Origin of the sequence: uncultured Mesonia sp., assembly GCA_947499595.1 — a bacterium.
Lineage (GTDB): Bacteria > Bacteroidota > Bacteroidia > Flavobacteriales > Flavobacteriaceae > Mesonia > Mesonia sediminis.
Genome location: CANMOY010000003.1, coordinates 216871 through 235093 on the forward strand (window position 1 = coordinate 216871; position 18223 = coordinate 235093).

The window sequence follows — 18223 nt, forward strand, 5'->3', positions numbered from 1 at the left end:
AATATAGTGACCACTACTTTTCAAAACGCCCTATCGAAAATAGTGCGTAAAATTGGCGGTGCTGTTCCAATAATTCATATTGCACTAGATAAGAAGAGTGATATTCAGCAGCCCAATTCAAATAGCGATTCAAAGCAGATTTACTGATGCGTGATTGCATCGCGTTCTTTTTAAACATTTTCAATTCTTAAATCAACTAATAAATAAGCACTTCGTTCCCAATCAAAATCCAACTTCAAAGAAAAGGCTACAAATTCTTTCTATTCATTTTTGCCTGATCAAAAACGATCCAAACAAAGTAGGTAATAAACGCTCTGTCACTTCGAGTGGGCCAGCCTAGCCAACAGGCGTTTATGCCGTAGTTGGACTTGTTGGGTTGTATCGAGAAGTGATTTAGTTCGAACTAAAAAAGTATTCACTACTTTTCGTCCTGTTCTCGATACTTCTCATTTTTGTTCTAGCGCCCAAAAATGAGAAACTCGAACTGACAAGACGTGGTTTTCTACAAAGAAACACAACCACTTTTTAAATCGGCCTATCGAAAATAGCACGTAAAATTGGCAGTGCAGTAAGCGTTAAAAATTTTAGGCTGTTTGAGACCGATTGGAAATCGGGTGAGTTCCTAAAATTTAGCTTGCAAACCTACAATTTAGCACTAGTTTCGTAAGCCTAGACTTTTTTGCTACTTTTTTCGGCGATGGAAAAAAGTAGAGGATTAGATTAAGTAGTAATTTATTTTATAGGGTAGTTGGACTTCATTTAAAAAAAAATGTTTCCAATCAAAGTTTCAGGTTAAAATCATTATTTTTGATTATAAATAAATGAGAGATGAATATTCAAGCGGAAAAAATAGAATTGGTAAAAATGATATTGGACACCGAAAATCCTAAAATCATTGAATCAATTAAAAAAATCTTCAAAAAAGCACAAACTGCTGACTTTTGGGATGATTTATCTATTGAACAACGTAAAGAAATTGAAACAGCTTCTCGTGAAATAGAAAATGGAGATATAACGGATTACGAATCTTTTATACAAAAACACAGATAAATTGAGCAGAAAAGTTGTTATTTCAAAAACGGCCGAAAGGAAATTAGAAAAACTTTTCGAGTACTTAACTGAAAAATGGTCTGTTAAAGTAAAAAAGGACTTTGTTGAAAAGTTAGACGCATCAATTGATATAATTAAAAACCAGCCTGAAATATTTCCAGAATCTAAAAAAGGAAAAAGTTTAAGAAAATGCGTAATCACAAAGCAAACTACTTTATATTATCGCTATAATTCTAAACGAATAAATATTGTTACGTTTTTTGACACAAGACAAAATCCGAATAAGCTGGATAAAGAAATATAAAAAACGAAAGCCTTCGCTGGTGCGCGATTGCATCGCGTTCTCTTTACAAATTTTCAATTCCTAAATTAACTAAAAAATTAACCTCTCTTTCCTCATCAAAATCCAGCATCATATAAAAAGCTACAAATTCTTTTTATTCATTTTTGCTTGATCAAAAACGAACCAAAAAATAAATTCGCTACTTTTCGTCCTGTTCTCGATACTTCACATTTTTGTTCTATCGTCCAAAAATCCGAAACTCGAACTGACAGGGCGTGGTTTAGAGTTATTTTATACAACAGCAGCCCAATTCAAATAGCGTTTCAAAGCAGGGCTTTGCAATCTTTTTCTTCAGTATAACTTGTGTTTTGCATTAAAATGTTTAGTGTAATAGGCTTGAGTATATAAAATTAGATATTTTACTTCTATCTACCTAGTGCGACCCTTGGGGAGTCCCGAGCATTCGGGAAAGCCTTGGAGCCAATTTAGCGAAATACAAGTGGTTTTCAGCTTGCCTGAAAAATACCTCAGAAAAAGTGTACTTTCTTTTGTTTCGTTTTCTCCTGTATCCGACGAGCGCAGCGAGAGGAATACACCGTAAAGAAAATGAAAATTAGGACATAGCAAGATTGATGAATTGTTATGATGTAGGTTATGAAAAAGAAAATAAACTCGCTACTTTTCGACCGTGTCTCGATACACGTTTTTATGGCTCACGCCATAAAATCGCACTCGACATGACAAGGTAGGTTTTATACCGAATTAGTACGACCTGTTGGGAGTCTCGAGTATTCGGGATCTCGATACTTCGCATTTTTGTTCTATCGCCAAAAACCCCCACCCGGTGTGACAAGGCAGGTTTTAGAGTTATTTTACACACCAGCAGCCCAATTCAAAAGCTTTTCAAAGCAGGGTTTTACCCATTCCATAATCCCATAAAATTATGTATCTTCCGCTATCTTCAAAAAAGTAAGCCCTATGTGTTATGAAACCTCTTTGCATAAAACGCAAAAACAAATTCAAAAGACGTTTTCGGTTGAATTTAAAAATCCCGATTTGTTTACTCCTTACTATCATCGTTCGGGATTTACCCATCCCAATTTATATGTGATACCCCAAGAAGAGGCACATTTGGTTTATGCTATGCAATGGGGCCTTGTGGCTCCCTTTGGTGAAGCCGATGTAAAGGCTTTCCGAAAAAAATACAATACCCTAAATGCCAAAAGCGAAAGTGTTTTGCGTTCGCGTATGTATCAATCGGCTGCTCGTGAACGCCGCTGTTTGGTTCTAGCCGATGGTTTTTTTGAACCTCATCATCAGGCGGGTGGGGCACAACCTTATTATTGTTATTTACCGCAGCAAGCCTTGTTTTGCTTTGCAGGCATCTATACGCAAATGGCTTCGGGAGCCTATACCGTAAGTATTTTAACCACGGCAGCCAATCCTTTTTTCGCCGAAATTCATAATACCAAAAAACGTATGCCTTTGGTTTTAGATCCGAGTAAGCAGGGAGATTGGCTAGATCCCAATCTTAGCGATGCCGATATTCAAGAGCTCATCAACAACGGATTTATACAGCAGGATTTAAAAGCCCATGCGGTGAGTAGCGACCTTTATAAAAGACAAATAGATACCAATACACCACAAATCCTAGAGCCTATAGCAACACAAGATTAAGCTTTTTGGCTGCGCAGTAAACGATCGTGTAGGTTTTGAATATTGGCTTTATGTTCGATAAGCGCTGAGATATCTGCTTCAAAGCTAATGGTTCTGTTCAGTTTAGGAAAAGCAAATTTACCCTTGGCAAGTGAATTGGCTATTACAAGGTTAAAGTAGTTGTAGCCCAAAATGAGCAATTGAAGTCCGTCTGTTTTTTGCGGCTTAAAGCCGATTTTTTCTGCTGTGCGTGCATTTATAATATAGCTGGTGCCGCGTACTTTTAGATGCTTATGTGTTTGATGCGCTTCGATAAAATTCAATAAACCACTTAAAAACTGCTGCATGATAAAAGCCTTTCGTTGTTGGGGCGTGCTACTGCGATCGAGTACAAAATAGTAATCAAACAAACTACCTGCGTGAATTTTAAGGCACTGATTTTTGGGTTTTTCGGCGAGAAAAAGAAGGGAATAGTACTTTAAATCACCTTTTTTTTGCAGTGCAGGAATATCAAAAAACGGAGCGATAAGCGATAAACCTAGGGTGATACTCAGCACCGGTATCAAATACCAGCCGGTAAAGTAACCAAGCGCGCAGGTTAGCAATATAAACCCGGCGAAAAGCAGAGCTAAACGCAATAAAAAACGCTTTTGTTGGGATTCGCTTTTGCGGAAAAAAGGGTGGGGAGCCAGGTTATTCATAGAGCTATAAAGGTCTTGAGTCGCCAAAAATAGAAAAAACAAACAAAACCTACTGCAGCGCCTTTAAAAGTAGCGTTGAACTGACTGATGATAAAAACAGGCTACTTTTAGTTAAAATTCAAGGTTTCCGCTACAAGATTTTCTAGCGCCTTTTGTTTGTGGTCAAACCAAGCTTGCCGATAAGCAGAACCTTCTACTTTAGCTTTAAAATTCCGAAACGGATATTTGTTCTGCAAGAGTGTTTGCAATTGAGTGCTAAAGCGCGAATCATCAATTTGATCTACAAAAGATTCCATAATACCAAAAGAAGTCTGCGAATCTGGGGCTTCAATAAAAATAAAATCCTCCTCTTGTTCTTTGACTCTTTCGAGGTCTTCCTCAAAAAACTCCTCCATTTCAAAATCCATACTCATGTCATAACCTTCGCCCGGTACGCTTATGAGTTCTTTGGTTGCTACATTATAATAACAATCCATTCCGCAATCCAATTCTTGCGCAATCTTATAAATCAGTTCTTTCTGTTCGGTATTCACAATAATAAGCTAAAATATTTTGAAGTATAAGTTATAAAATTTATGGTAAGACAAGCATGTTAAGTTAAAAAAAGTTTAATTAGATTTTATTTTCCGCTTAAAGCGGATGGCTCTAGCAAAATCATTTACAGCACAGGTTAAAACAAAATTGATGCAGGAGGGAGGTGTTTAGCAAAACCTATAGTAGTCATTGCTGCAATAAACACGGGATAAAAGAACCAGTAGGCTTTAAAAAAAACGGCGGGAAGTACTTTTCGTCTTATTTGTTTAAAAAACAAGACTCCGTTAATAGCCATAACAGAGCCTTGATTTATAATTTGGTTTAGATTACCCCAAAAGTAGAAACAATGGTTTGTTTTTCGTCTAATGAGTTAGGATTGCTTACCATTACCCCATATTCAGCACCGCGTTCAAAATTTTCAATCGAAAGCAGGTATGAATTTTTACCAAACTTTTCGGCTTTAAACTTTAGATAATCCAAGTTGTTCGAAGAACCACCAGAAAAAGTACCTACCGAAGACAATTCAGCCAATCTCTTTTTCTTTTTCTTTTTGAATTTAAAAACCTGAATAATCGATAACGGATCCGTTTCATTATCTACTGCCCGTACCACCAATTTTATTTCCTTCTTAGGACGATAAGAGGTATCCGAACAACAATTAGGAATATCAATTTTAGTTTTCACTTTACCTATTCCTGCTAAGTAAACGCCAGCACCAGCACGGGTTTTTAATTGCACATGTTCTTTTTGTAAATCTAAGGTTTCATTGTTATCTTTTAGAATAAAGGCCTCACCAATAAAAGTTGGTTCTTTAACTTCTTCTTGGGCGAAACTTGCAAAGGAAGCTAAAAATAGCATTCCAAAAATAAAATTTTTCATGTTTAGGTGTTTTTGAAATTAGCCTTTACCACCATGGAGAAAAGGCAAAGATTAGTTTTGTGTTAATTTAAGCTTAAAATTTGCGTAAATATAAAATCTTTTTGCAAATAAGGTTTATTAATCCTAAAAATATTTAAAAATTTCTTAAAATTATTTTGTTAGGTTACCTAACGTCTTGGGGTATAGGCAGCGGAACAACTGGTTTAAAATATATTTACGGGTGCAGATAAAATCCTTAAAGGAATGGCTTAATCTAGGAAAATAAAGATAAGGTATAGGCCTATCCCGTAGCTTTTAAGTCTTATTGGCCAAGCTTTTATTTTGTATCAGCAATTAGTATTTAGCAATTTCAGTTTGATTATCAAGAAAGAGGTCTATTGTTTTTTCATTTGTGAACCGATAAAAGGGGTTTTTGGTGCGAGAAAATATCCGGTAAGGCTAGCGAATAAAATGGGAATAAAGTGTCCAAATCCCGTTAAGGTAGCCAGTAAAATAGTAGTACTCATCGGCGTTCGGGTCACGCAAGCATTGATCGCCGCCATACAACTTACCACAGCTAGGCTTAAATTAATGCTAGGAAAAAGCTCATGTAAAATCAAACCAGCCGTAGCCCCTACAAAAAATAGAGGAATGATAAAACCGCCTCGCCAACCCGAAGTAACCGTAATGGAAATCGCTATGATTTTAAAAACTAGAATTCCGCCTAAAAAGGCTAGGGAATAAGAACTGGTCAAAAGCGTATTGATTTCGTGGTGACCAAAGTAACGGGTTATCGGATAATAATAGGCAATACTACCAAGTAGCAAGCCTCCAATTAGTGTTTTAAGGTAAATGGGTAGGGGTTTTCTTTCGAAGGCAACTTTAAAAATTTTGGTACACCCGATAAAAGTCCAACCTAATATTGCGCCAATGCCTGCAAATAAAACCGCATAGGCAAAATCAAATATCCCGGAATACGCATAAGCCGATAAATCCCAAACCGGACCCAATCCCAGGTGTATGATGAGCGCAAAAACTAAATAACTAAAACAGCTGGCCACAAAAGCGGGGATAATGGCGCGGTAATATTCTACCGCATACTTATAGTGTAAAATTTCTAAAGAAAAAAGACTGCCGCCTAGCGGAGCGCCAAAAAGTGCGGTAAAGCCCGATGCCATACCGGCAATACTAAGCGAGCGTAAATCTTCTCCTTTAAGCCGAAACAGCTTACCCAACCAGGTTCCGGTAGAGCCGGTGATTTGCACTAATGGAGCCTCGGGTCCCAAACTTCCGCCAGAAGCTACGCAAAGTAGCGAAGATAAAATCATCGACGGATTGTTCTTGGGGTCCAGTTTACCCTTGTTGAAACGGATGTTATTCACCATCAAGTGGATTTCACCCGGATCGCCGATAAAATGAATAATCAATCCGGCTAACAATCCGCCAAGGGCCATCACTGGAATGACCAACCAACCCTGAAAAAAAGCGATTTGATGGGTTAAAAATTCCAATACAATCCAATACAATCCGGCAATCACACCACCCAGCAGCCCCAGTAAAGCCCATAATAAAAAAGACCGACTAAAAACAAAGGGGTTAAAACCTAAAGGTTGGTCTAGGCGCTCGCGGTAACGGAGTATTTTTCGGCCTTGTTTTAATTTCATGAGCTGTTTTTTAAGTGATCTGAGTGCTTTGTGCTGCAAATTATCAGCTAATTGTACGTCAATAGTTTATTTTCAATTCTTTTGTATTCAGCTATATTTTGTTCGGCGACGAATGTAAGTTTTTATCGGCATAATTAAAAAGTAATGCGTTGTTTTAAGCTATTGAACTGAAAAGTTTTTTTTATACTTAAGCGAGCTGAATTTGTACCAATAATATAAAGTGTTTTTATTTAATTAGACGCTTTGGCTGCATGGTACTATTTAAAGTGGACGATCAGATTAAGCATTACGACTTAAGGTATAGGTACATTCAGGAAAATTGACACACCCATAAAATTTTCCATAGCGGCCTTTTTTCTTTATTAATTTTATTTTACACCTAGGACACACCTTTTGCTTTTCATACCTCGCATTTATTTGAATTTTTTTTCGGATTTGAGCGGAGTGTTGTTTCGTTATTTTGGTGTCTGAAATATGTTGAGATTGCAGGCTAGTGGCAAGATCTTGCATTTGTTCATACGACAATAATTTTTGATCGTTTAATTTCTTAATGGTTTGATTCAGTTGACTAGAATAAATTACGGGCAGTTCACTGCTGATATTCTTTAAAGTAGCATTTCCTGTAAAAACAACAATGGGGAAATACTGAACAGGATATGTGGTATTCAGAATTTTTTTTAAAACAAAAACGTGAACCCAGTTTTGCTGAATCGGATTTTTAAATCTTGTTTTGTGCTCATAAATAGTTTGAGTCCAATACCTCGCTTTTTCGTACCCGTGAATCCATCCTTTATAATACTTTGTTTCGATCACAACTATTCCACTCCTACAAATCACTAAATGATCAATTTGTGTAGTGGCATTAGCTGTTTTGAAAAAAAGATTGTTTAAAATGATATACTCTTTTTTATTTAAGCGCTTCAATTTGTTCGCTACACGGTATTCACCTACAGCACCTTTAATTTTTGGTGATAGGTTTAATTTGAAAAGTTGATAAAGAAGAAAAAGAAAAAGTAGGCTAAGTAGTAAGTAAAGTGCCATTCTAATCAACTAATTAAAAAACCATTGCCAATTGAACCATGAAAGCAGATGATTTTCTTATTTGCTTTGAAATTTGACAAGATAGGTTTGGTGCTTTATTTAGGGTACGACCAATCGATAGCAACAAAAATAAGCAATAGAATTAAATAAACATTGCCCTCAGACCTTTCACTTTCGCCTTGACCTGCGCAATCAAGTCTTTTCATTATGCTCACGAAGGGGTCGCTTTAAGCAGTGGCAACCGACTCAACACCTGATGACTTTAACCAAAATCAATCAAACATCCCTTTGCTGGTACCGCCTCGCTTAGCATTTCTTGGCGATAGGGAAGCCTATTTAAGCCATAAAAATCGCTTAAAATACCCGGGGATACGCCATAGCTACCTCGATGCTAGCTCGATACTCCTTCGATAAAACATCGATAAATCCTTATATTTCGAGGGATGAACGAAGAAGTACCGAAGGAGTTACGAAGCAGGTATGCTTTTAGCTTGCATTTTGTAACCCCAATTATCATCCTAAACCATAGGTGAGCGAGCAATATTTTATACTCATTCAATTTTGTGGGAGACGGACGTTTAATGCAATTGCCATGGAGATAAAATGCTCTGGACAGTGAAAAGGGTTAAAAATTCCGGTTGCAACCGATTAAAATGCCGCTTAAAATTAGCTTTATAACTAACTGATTACTAGCCAGTAGGGAATCTTACGAGTAAACTCGGAAGATTTTCGGGTAGACGCATAAAATTCTGTTTGAAACTCAATAAATTCTGCTTTAAACTCGTAAAATTTAAACCGGTATTCTTTGCTTAAGTCTCTAGTTTAGCGCTAGGTAAATAAAAAAGAACTAGCATGACTTAGCTTTAGAACAACCACCGAGAGACCAAGTAAGAAGCAGTTTCAACCTTTGCTGCTACCACAGCTTACCCAAGGTAAGCGCTCTCCCGACCGCAAAAGGTGTATTTTAATTAAAACACATTTTATTATGAGTAAAAATATACTCGCAAAATTAAAAGTTAGAACACGTAAGAACCCTCAAGATCCAACCGCTGCGCCGCTGTATTATCTACAGGCCGTAAGCACTGGCACCTGTGATCTTGACCGACTTGCGTATTTAATTTCCAATCAGTCAACCGTGCGTGAACCCGATTGTTTAGCCGTTTTACACGCTTTTGTACATAATATGCTCGATGAGTTAGAGCAAGGGCGTATTGTAGAATTAGGACGCTTGGGCAATTTTCAAATTGGCGTAGGCTCAACCGGTAGTGTTTTAGCCGAAGACGTAAGTTTAAGCAATATCAAGCGTATAGCTTTAAACTACCGTCCCAGCAAACATGTGAAAAAGCGCATTAACAGTATGGACTTCAGTCTAACCGAATAAAGCGCTCACCGCAGCAAGCGGAAGTTGAATAAACCGCTTGGTCCAGCTTGGATCAAGCGGTTTTTTTGGTCAAAAAAGCCAAATTTCATGCGCATGATCCATGTAAATCATGCGCATGATTCATGAAAAACATGCTGAAGAATTAAAAAATCATGCTGATGATTTACATGAACCTTCAGCATGATTTTTAAAAACCACTTCTTTCAATTTTTTTTACATTTTCACCCTCCAAAACAAGCTTTTTCAAGCCCAAAACCATCTCAAAACCCTAAAAAACCGACTGTTTTTGTTCAAAAAAGCACTAAAACGCTAGCAAACACCCCAAAAAAGCAGGATAAAAAACAAATTCAACCGATGAAATACAGTTGTTCTTCTCTCTAAATGTCGGTTTTTATTTCAAAAATCAACAAAACCGTAGGTGAAACGGCAGGGTTTAAACCGAATTAGTGCGACCTTTCGGGAGTCCCGAGAATTCGGGATCACTTCGAGTGGGCTAGCTTAGCCAACAGGCATTTATGCCGTAGTTGGACTTGCTGGGTTGTATCGAGAAGTGAATGAAATAGAACTGAAAATAAACCCGCTACTTTTCGACTTGTTCTCGATACTTCGCATTTTTGGTTTACCACCAAAAATCCGAAACTCCTTTAGACTTGCATAAGAGAAAATATAAAGATAAATAATTAAATTTATGGATGTTTAATTAGAAAAAGAGAGCTGAACTTAAGTACACTAACCGCACTCAGAATTTAAAAAATTCATAGTTCGATTCAGACTTAAGTTCAGACTTTCATCAACAATCTCTAATAGAAATTCGGGATTTTAAGCCCATTATTAAGGAGTTGAGTTATTGATGAAATCCCTCTTTTCAATAAAAGTATTACAAAGTTATGAAAAGTATTTATTTTGGTATTGACATTAGTAAAAAGAAATTAGATTTTAAATTAAATATTAAGTCAATCTTAAGAAAAACCCAACCTAAACTTAAATGAAAATTGTAACTTTTGTATCATGAGAATTTTAATAGTAGAAGATGAGCCAGGAATATTTAATTTCCTAAAACAAGGCTTAGAAGAGGAATCTTACGCTGTAGACGTAGCCGAAGAAGGTAAAAAGGGGCTTGAGATGGCACTTTCAGGAGAATATGATTTGCTTTTGCTAGATTGGATGGTTCCAGGAATTAGCGGCATTGAAATCTGCCGTCAATTCCGTAAAGAATTTCGCGAAACTCCGGTTATTTTTCTAACAGCAAAAGATACATTAGACGAAACCGTATTTGGCCTTCAAGTTGGCGCCAATGATTACATTAAAAAGCCTTTTCATTTTGAAGAACTCCTCGAACGCATTAAGGTGCAATTACGTCCAAAAACTGGGGAACATTCAATATTTAAACTTGGTAATATCACACTTAATACCGCAACTCATCAAGTTTTTAAAAATGATGAAGAGATAGCATTAACCCAAAAAGAATTTGCCTTATTGGAATATCTCATACGAAACAAAGGTTTGGTTTGTCGGCGATCAAGAATCATTGAAAGTGTTTGGGATATTCATTTTGATTATAATACTGGGGTCATCGACGTATTCATCAATGCGCTACGAAAAAAACTGAAACTTGGAAAAGAAGAAAATTATATTCAAACCATTAGAGGTGTTGGCTACATTGCAAAAGAAATATGAATTTAAGTTTTAGAAACAGAATAGGGCTGTATTATATGGCTGCAACGGCAATCATAATGGCAGTTGCTTTTTTAACGGTATATTTTGTCGTACGAGGTGTTGTATATCAAAATTTAGATAGAGACTTGTCTTATGAAGCCAAAAAGCACACAAGAGAAATAAAAGTTATAGGCGACAGCATTAAGATCAAAAATAAAAGAGAATGGGAAGAAAGAGAGCATAGAGAAGTACAAGTTAATCCTGTTTTTATCCAATTTTGGGATAAAAATGGAGTTTTTATGGATAAATCACCCAATCTAAAAGAAAACCATTTAAAACTTAATGCGAATTCAAATTATAATGGGCATTATAATGGCCATTTAAATCAAAGACCTATAAGGCAAGTACAACTACCCATTGAAGATAAGGGTAAATTGAAAGGTTTTATAGTAGCGGCTATGTCATTGGAAGCCTCTCAAATGGTACTTTACAATCTTAGAAATATTTTACTAATAGTCTATTTATTACTTCTGGCAAGCCTATATTTTATTTCTAAATTTATTGCAGGAAGAAGTATCATTCCAGTAAAAAATGTAATACAAACCACCAATAGAATTACAAGAAATAGCCTAAACGAACGCGTTGAGTTGCCTCAAAATAAAGATGAAATGTTTGATTTAACTTCCAGTATCAACGACTTATTAAACCGAATCGAAAATGCATTGGAAAGAGAACGCCAGTTTACTTCAGATGCTTCTCACGAGCTGCGTACCCCTTTAGCAACATTAAAAGGCACATTGGAAGTTTTGGTGCGTAAACCGAGGGAACGCTCTGAATATGAAGAAAAAATTAAACTTTGCTTAACAGAAATAAATAGAATTACATCCATAATAGAACAACTCTTACTATTAGCAAGATTAGATACAGGATCAAAATCTGCTGAAAAACCATTGATTCCTTTAACCTCCATCATCGAAGAAATTCTTTTTAGGCACAATAATGTAGCCACAGAAAAAAAGTTAACCATAAAAATTAAAAATGATATTGGAGATAAAGTTTTAATCCCTCAATATTTCGGTAACCTAATTTTGGAAAACATAATTGAAAATGCTTTGAAATATGCTAAAGATGAAACCACAATTCATATTGCTCTAACGAAATCCGAATCTAAAGTTATCTGTAAAATCCGAGATGAAGGAATAGGTATTAAAGAAGGGGACCTCCACCGCTTATTTAATAATTTCTTTAGGTCTGATCCGCTTCAACACAAAGATGTTACAGGGAATGGCTTGGGACTTTCAATAGCCAAAAAAGCTGCTGATGCTATTAATACTAAAATTAGTGTAGAAAGCGAATTCGGCAAGGGTACCATTTTTACTGTAGAATTTTAATGAAGCTTTAAAAACCGCCATATTTAGGTTATGTATTAGCAATATTTCCCAATAGAAAAAGATCTCTTTTTGATACATTAAATTTTGACCTTTACAAAAGGACCGCTAGATGTTAAAAGTCGGTTGTAAATTTAAATGAAGTTGAATCTTTTTTAAACTTCATAGCGAAAGATTGCTTGTAGTGAAGCTTTGGAATAAACAATTAAATAATTTCAAAGCTTATAAAATATTCAAATTCTCACCTTTTTATTAAAAACCGAAAATTTTCTTAAGCGAATCTTAAGATAGGATTTAGATTAGGCTTAGATACTGCTCATATATTTGAATAGTTTTAATTTAAATAACCAAGAAAATGCTAGGACGTATAATAGAGTACAGTATTCATCACAAACTTATTGTGCTACTATTTACCGCCTTAATCATAGGTTTCGGGTTGTACTCTCTTTCTAATATTCCTATTGGTGCGGTACCAGATGTAACCAATAATCAAGTACAAGTTATTACCACCTCAAGGAATTTAGCGACCGAAGATGTCGAGAAATTTTTGACTTATCCAGTAGAATTGGAAATGGCAAATTTACCTGGAGTGCAAGAAATACGTTCGGTTTCAAAATTTGGCTTATCAGTTGTAACTGTTGTTTTTGATAATGATTTAGGCACTTATTTACCACGCCAATTAATTGCCGAAAAGATTAAAAGTGCCGAAGAAAAAATCCCAGCGGGCTTTGGTAAACCTTTTATGGGCCCTATTTCTACGGGGCTTGGTGAAATTTATCAATATGTAATCGATGTAGATGACAAATATAAAAATCAATACTCGTTATCTGATTTGCGAACCATCCAGGATTGGATTGTAAAACGGCAGCTTTCTGGTATTAACGGGGTGGTAGAAGTAAACACATGGGGCGGCTATTTAAAGACCTACGAGGTAGCTATAAATCCCGAAAGACTCCGTGCGATGAAGGTTTCTATTTTTGATGTTTTTACCGCTCTTGAAAAAAACAATAGCATTGCAGGTGGTGGTTATATTGAGAAAATTAATGAAAGTCATTTTATTAGAGGCGAAGGTCTGGTTAATTCTATAGAAGATATAGAAAATATCGTGGTAACCAATAAAGGAGATGTTCCTGTATATGTTAGCGATGTAGCTACAGTTGGTTTTGGTCACGCTAATCGTTTTGGAGCCATTACCGGAAATGGAGAAGGTGAAAAAGTACTTGGTCAAGTGATGATGCTTAAAGACGCCAACTCTAATGCAGTGATTGAAGCCGTAAAAGAACGAGTTTCTTCAATTCAACCCTCTTTACCGCCAGGCATTTCCATAAATCCATTTTTAGAGCGAAGTGAACTTATCGGAAAAACCACTTTTACCATTGCCGAAAACTTGATTTTAGGTTGTTTAATTGTGATTTTTGTAGTGGTACTACTGTTAGGAAATTGGCGTTCTGGTTTAGTGGTTGCCTCTGTGATTCCTTTGAGTTTGCTATTTGCGCTTTCACTAATGTACATTTTTGGTGTAGACGCTAATTTAATGAGTTTAGGCGCAATTGATTTTGGAATTATCATAGATGGTGCTGTGATTATTGTAGAGTTTATTGCCTTTAAAATTACCCAAAAACGTTCAAAATTACTGGCGCTTCCCAAAAAAGAAAGGCAAGATGTAGTCGACAGTCTTACTTATCAGGGTGCAACCAAAATGATGAACTCGGCTGTATTTGGGCAATTGATTATCATTATAGTTTTTATTCCTATTTTTTCTTTGGTAGGGGTTGAAGGAAAAATGTTTCGCCCTATGGCAATGGTTTTTTGCTTTGCACTTATAGGGGCAATGATACTTTGTTTTACCTATATTCCTGTAATGGCGTCACTCTTTATAAAGCCCACCAATACCGAAAAAAAAACCATATCATCTCGTATGATTTCCTTCTTAGAACGCAAATACCAGCCAAGCATTATCTGGGCATTGCGTAAAAAAAGATTGGTACTTGGCATAGCTATAAGCTTGTTAATTTTTACTGCTTTCTTGTTTTCTAGAATGGGTGCTGAGTTTGTACCTACCTTAGATGAAGGAGATTTTGTAATTCAGCCTGTATTAAAGACCGGAATGTCATTGAGCAAAACAATAGAAGCTACTACTCAAATGGAAAAAATACTTAAAAAATTCCCAGAAGTGGTACAAGTGGTGAGCAGAATTGGTGCCGCAGAAGTTCCAACCGACCCCATGTCTATGGAAGAAAGCGACATTATTATTAAATTAAAACCTAAAGGAGAATGGGTGTCTGCACAATCAAAAGATGAACTTGCAGATAAATTCAAAGAAGCTTTGTCCGATGAAATCGCAGGTGTAGAGTTTGAATTTACCCAACCTATCGAAATGAGATTTAATGAATTGATTACTGGAGTAAGAGCCGATTTGGCTATTAAAGTTTTTGGTGAAGACCTAAATGTTTTATATCAAAAAGCCCTAGAAATAGAAGAAGCCATTCAAAATGTCGAAGGGGCAGCAGATATTTCAGTAGAAAAAACAGCAGGTTTGCCGCAGATGTCAGTTAAATATGACCGTAGAAAAATAGCCAAATACGGATTGAATATAGAGGATTTAAACAAAATCATAACCATGGGGTTTGCCGGAATTCCTGCAGGAACAGTGTTTGAAGGCGAAAGGCAATTCGACTTGGTGATTCGTTTTGATGACCTTCACAGAAAAGATATTGAGAATTTAGAAACCGCATCGGTATCACTTCCTAATGGGACTAAATTACCCTTAAGTGAATTTGCAAGTATAAACTATACAAAGGGACCCGCAAAAATCTCTCGGGATAATACCAAACGTAGAATAGTGGTGGGCGTGAATGTTAGAAATCGTGATTTAGAATCGGTGGTAAGAGATATACAGGCTATTGTTAAAAAAGACATTAATATTCCTACAGGATATTCCATAAGCTATGGAGGACAATTTGAAAACCTACGTACCGCAACAGATCGATTAAAAATAGCGGTGCCTTTAGCCTTGATTTTGATATTTATACTATTGTACTTTGCTTTCAACTCCGTTAAAGAAGCTTTAATGATTTATAGTGCCATCCCGCTAGCGGCTATAGGTGGTGTAATATTATTATATATAAGAGATTTACCCTTCAGCATCTCGGCAGGGGTTGGTTTTATTGCGCTTTTTGGTATTGCGGTACTCAATGGTATAGTATTAATCGAAGAGTTTAATGAATTGAAGGCAAAAGGCATAAACAACATCAATAAACGTATTTTAATAGGCACAAAAAATAGATTGCGTCCAGTTTTATTAACCGCCGCCGCCGCTGCCTTAGGATTTTTACCCATGGCAATCTCAACTTCTGCCGGTGCCGAAGTACAACGTCCTTTGGCAACCGTAGTGGTAGGGGGACTAATTACTGCGACAATTTTAACCCTAGTTGTACTACCAATTTTATACGCCCTATTCGACAAAAAGGGGCAAAATTCTAAAAAGAAAACTAAGGTGAATTTAAAGGCAACGAGTGCTATGCTTTTATTGCTTTTGCCGATTATTGGTCAGGCACAACAAAATCCGTTAAGTGTAAAACAAACGCTACAAATGGCAATCGAGAATAATCATGCCCTTCAAGCTTCTTCAAAAAGGATCGACCAATCGGAACAACGGGTAGGAGGTGCTCTGAATATTGATAAAACACAGATTTTCTATGGTTACGATCAAAATAATATTGCAGAAAATGGCCTACCCTTAAAAGTTTTTGGTTTAAGCCAGTCGTTTCAATTTCCAACTATTTATGCTGCACAGCGAAAAGTAAGACAACAAGAAACCACCCTTGCAGCGCAGGAGTATATACTCAATGAAAGGTTATTAACAAAAGAGGTATACTTGGCTTATTATAAAGTGGTTTACAGCAATAATGTGGTTAAACAATATACTTATTTAGATAGTTTGTATGGCCAATTTGCAAAAGCAGCAAAGAAAAGATATGATGTAGGAGCAACCAATTTATTGGAGAAACTCACGGCAGAAACCAAGCAAAAAGAAATAGCCATTGCTTTGAAACAAGCACGAGAGGAGGTCAAAAAAGCGCATACCATACTCAACCAGTGGGTGCAAAGTGATTCAATAATAACGGTAGAGGAAAATGAACTGCCAAGATTGGCACTAAAAAAACTCAACATTGAAGACCACCCTGGATTTTCGTTTTACAATTCAGCTAAAAGTTTGGCAGAATCTTCACTCTCGTTAGAAAAACAAATGTTATTACCCGACATCCATTTTTCAATTTTTCAAGGAACTAATGATGGCGTTAATTCAACCAATTACAATGGTTTTCAAGTAGGTCTAGGCATACCTTTATGGTTTGGTGCAAACAAATCTAAAATCAATGCTGCAAAAACCCAAATCAATATTTTGACCCATGAATTTGAAAATTATAAAATTAAACTGCAATCGAGGTATAATGCGTTACTAACAGATTTAAAAAAATACCGAGAAACAGTTGATTACTATGAAACTACCGGTAAAAATCTCTCAAAAGAATTAACCAAAACCGCATCAAAGGCTTTTAAGAGTGGCGAAATAGACTTCTTGGAATACGTGCAACTTTTAGAGAGTGCAAAAAATATTGAAATCAACTATTTACAGAATTTAATGAAGTATAACAATACCGTTTTAGAGATAAACTATCTAAGCTTTCAATAATGAAAAATTTAAGTAACACAATGTCTACTGCTTTATACCTAAAGGGATTTTTAATAATAAGCATCATCATTTTAACTTCCTGCAATTCAAATAAGAAAACTGAAATGGGGAATAAGGAAACACCAGATGAAATCGAAAATAGCGATACCATAACCCTAACCGATACTCAATTTAAAGCAGGGGGTATGCAAGTAGGAAAAATTACCCAACAAGCTTTTAGTTCTATTGTAAAAGCCAATGGTATGTTTAGCGTTCCTCCTGCAAGCCAAGCAGATGTAAACGCTTATTTTGCCGGATATGTTAAAGAGATCGACTTGCTCCCTGGAGATGCTGTAAAAAAAGGGCAGATCTTATTCACCCTTGAAAATCCTGAATATGTACAAGTTCAACAAGATTTTTTGCAAGCCAAAGGCCGGCTCAACTATTTAAAATTAGATTTTGAGCGCCAAAAAGAATTGATAGCAGATAACATAACCTCAAAAAAGAATTTCCTAAAAGCGGAATCAGAATATAAGGTGACCCTAGCACAATACCAAGCGCTCAAAAAAAAATTAAGCTTAATGAATATTAATCCGAATACCTTAACTGGAGACAATATTCGTTCTGTCATTAAAGTACTCTCGCCCTTAACAGGTTATACCACTATTGTTAATGCTACAAAAGGAATGTATTTAACCCCTACAGATGTTGCAGTAACTGTAACCAATACAAATGATTTACATATTGAGCTGAAAATTTTCGAAAAAGACTTGCCATTGATTAAAGAAGGTCAACCCATTAACCTAAGAATACAAAACGACCAGAATAACGTATACCAAGGCAAAGTGCATTTAGTGAACAAAGCAGTACATACCCAAGAAAGAACCGTGGTCATTCACGGAGATTTGGTTAATCCTAGTGAGACGCAATTATTTGCCCCAGGAATGTATATAGAAGCTGAGATTTTGACCGAAACAACAAAACATCCAGCATTGCCAGTTGAAGCCGTTGTTAATATTGATAAAAACTACTTTGTATTGGTTAAAAGAAACGACTTAACTTTTAAAAAAGTACCGGTAAATGTGGGGGTTACAAGTAAGGGGTTTATTCAAATTGTAAATGCAGAGGACTTTAAAAAAGATACCGAATTTCTAACCAAAGGAACCTTTAATTTAATAACGGAATAGAAGTAGAAAAAAATGAAAAGCATACTGGCAATTTAAACCGTATAAATATGTAAGGGAATAATTAGATAAATATACCAGTTAAAAGAAGCTACATTTTAATAAACGATTATATAATCTACAAAAAGCTCGCAAAACTGCAGAAATGAGAA

General features: G+C 36.0%; 13 protein-coding genes. 8 read left to right on the forward strand and 5 right to left on the reverse strand.

Features of this window, described 5'->3' with window-relative positions; translation table 11 throughout:
- Nucleotides 1-828: 828 nt before the first annotated feature.
- The 3 genes from ACH2AZ_RS05190 to ACH2AZ_RS05200 all read left to right on the forward strand — a co-directional run bounded on the left by ACH2AZ_RS05190 (nucleotide 829) and on the right by ACH2AZ_RS05200 (nucleotide 3010).
- Nucleotides 829-1050, forward strand: coding sequence for a hypothetical protein (locus ACH2AZ_RS05190; protein ID WP_147862149.1), 222 nt, complete (start codon nucleotides 829-831; stop codon nucleotides 1048-1050).
- 1 nt (nucleotide 1051) lies between these two features.
- Nucleotides 1052-1354 carry a type II toxin-antitoxin system RelE/ParE family toxin gene (locus tag ACH2AZ_RS05195; protein WP_147862148.1) on the forward strand — a complete coding sequence of 101 codons (303 nt, stop codon included), beginning with the start codon at nucleotides 1052-1054 and terminating at the stop codon, nucleotides 1352-1354.
- Nucleotides 1355-2311: 957 nt separating this feature from the next.
- Nucleotides 2312-3010 carry an SOS response-associated peptidase gene (locus ACH2AZ_RS05200; RefSeq protein WP_394906955.1) on the forward strand — a complete coding sequence of 233 codons (699 nt, stop codon included), beginning with the start codon at nucleotides 2312-2314 and terminating at the stop codon, nucleotides 3008-3010.
- On the opposite strand, the gene ACH2AZ_RS05205 is transcribed toward ACH2AZ_RS05200, so the two are convergent.
- The 5 genes from ACH2AZ_RS05205 to ACH2AZ_RS05225 all read right to left on the reverse strand — a co-directional run bounded on the left by ACH2AZ_RS05205 (nucleotide 3007) and on the right by ACH2AZ_RS05225 (nucleotide 7787).
- The gene (locus ACH2AZ_RS05205; RefSeq protein ID WP_394906956.1) at nucleotides 3007-3627 is read right to left on the reverse strand and encodes a hypothetical protein; all 621 of its coding nucleotides are present in this window, start codon (nucleotides 3625-3627) and stop codon (nucleotides 3007-3009) included. The genes ACH2AZ_RS05200 and ACH2AZ_RS05205 overlap by 4 nt on opposite strands.
- A 170-nt stretch (nucleotides 3628-3797) precedes the next feature.
- Nucleotides 3798-4223 carry a hypothetical protein gene (locus ACH2AZ_RS05210; RefSeq protein WP_394906957.1) on the reverse strand — a complete coding sequence of 142 codons (426 nt, stop codon included), beginning with the start codon at nucleotides 4221-4223 and terminating at the stop codon, nucleotides 3798-3800.
- Nucleotides 4224-4545: 322 nt separating this feature from the next.
- Nucleotides 4546-5103, reverse strand: coding sequence for a hypothetical protein (locus tag ACH2AZ_RS05215; protein ID WP_379048399.1), 558 nt, complete (start codon nucleotides 5101-5103; stop codon nucleotides 4546-4548).
- Between the two features lie 374 nt (nucleotides 5104-5477).
- Nucleotides 5478-6746 (reverse strand): chloride channel protein, encoded by a 1269-nt coding sequence (locus ACH2AZ_RS05220; RefSeq protein ID WP_394906958.1) that lies wholly within the window; start codon nucleotides 6744-6746, stop codon nucleotides 5478-5480.
- Nucleotides 6747-7025: 279 nt separating this feature from the next.
- Nucleotides 7026-7787, reverse strand: coding sequence for an NERD domain-containing protein (locus tag ACH2AZ_RS05225; protein WP_394906959.1), 762 nt, complete (start codon nucleotides 7785-7787; stop codon nucleotides 7026-7028).
- Between the two features lie 985 nt (nucleotides 7788-8772).
- Between ACH2AZ_RS05225 and ACH2AZ_RS05230 the strand changes: the two genes are divergently transcribed.
- From ACH2AZ_RS05230 to ACH2AZ_RS05250, 5 genes are all read left to right on the forward strand, one after another.
- A complete protein-coding gene (locus ACH2AZ_RS05230; protein ID WP_394906960.1) occupies nucleotides 8773-9168 on the forward strand; it encodes an HU family DNA-binding protein in 396 nt (131 codons plus the stop codon).
- 1008 nt (nucleotides 9169-10176) lie between these two features.
- Nucleotides 10177-10845, forward strand: coding sequence for a response regulator transcription factor (locus tag ACH2AZ_RS05235; RefSeq protein ID WP_379048389.1), 669 nt, complete (start codon nucleotides 10177-10179; stop codon nucleotides 10843-10845).
- Nucleotides 10842-12215 (forward strand): ATP-binding protein, encoded by a 1374-nt coding sequence (locus tag ACH2AZ_RS05240; protein ID WP_394906961.1) that lies wholly within the window; start codon nucleotides 10842-10844, stop codon nucleotides 12213-12215. Before ACH2AZ_RS05235 ends, ACH2AZ_RS05240 begins: the two co-directional genes overlap by 4 nt.
- Nucleotides 12216-12567: 352 nt before the next feature.
- Nucleotides 12568-16908, forward strand: coding sequence for a CusA/CzcA family heavy metal efflux RND transporter (locus ACH2AZ_RS05245; RefSeq protein WP_394906962.1), 4341 nt, complete (start codon nucleotides 12568-12570; stop codon nucleotides 16906-16908).
- The gene (locus tag ACH2AZ_RS05250) at nucleotides 16908-18074 is read left to right on the forward strand and encodes an efflux RND transporter periplasmic adaptor subunit (RefSeq protein WP_394906963.1); all 1167 of its coding nucleotides are present in this window, start codon (nucleotides 16908-16910) and stop codon (nucleotides 18072-18074) included. The genes ACH2AZ_RS05245 and ACH2AZ_RS05250 overlap by 1 nt, the downstream gene beginning before the upstream one ends.
- Nucleotides 18075-18223: the final 149 nt, after the last annotated feature.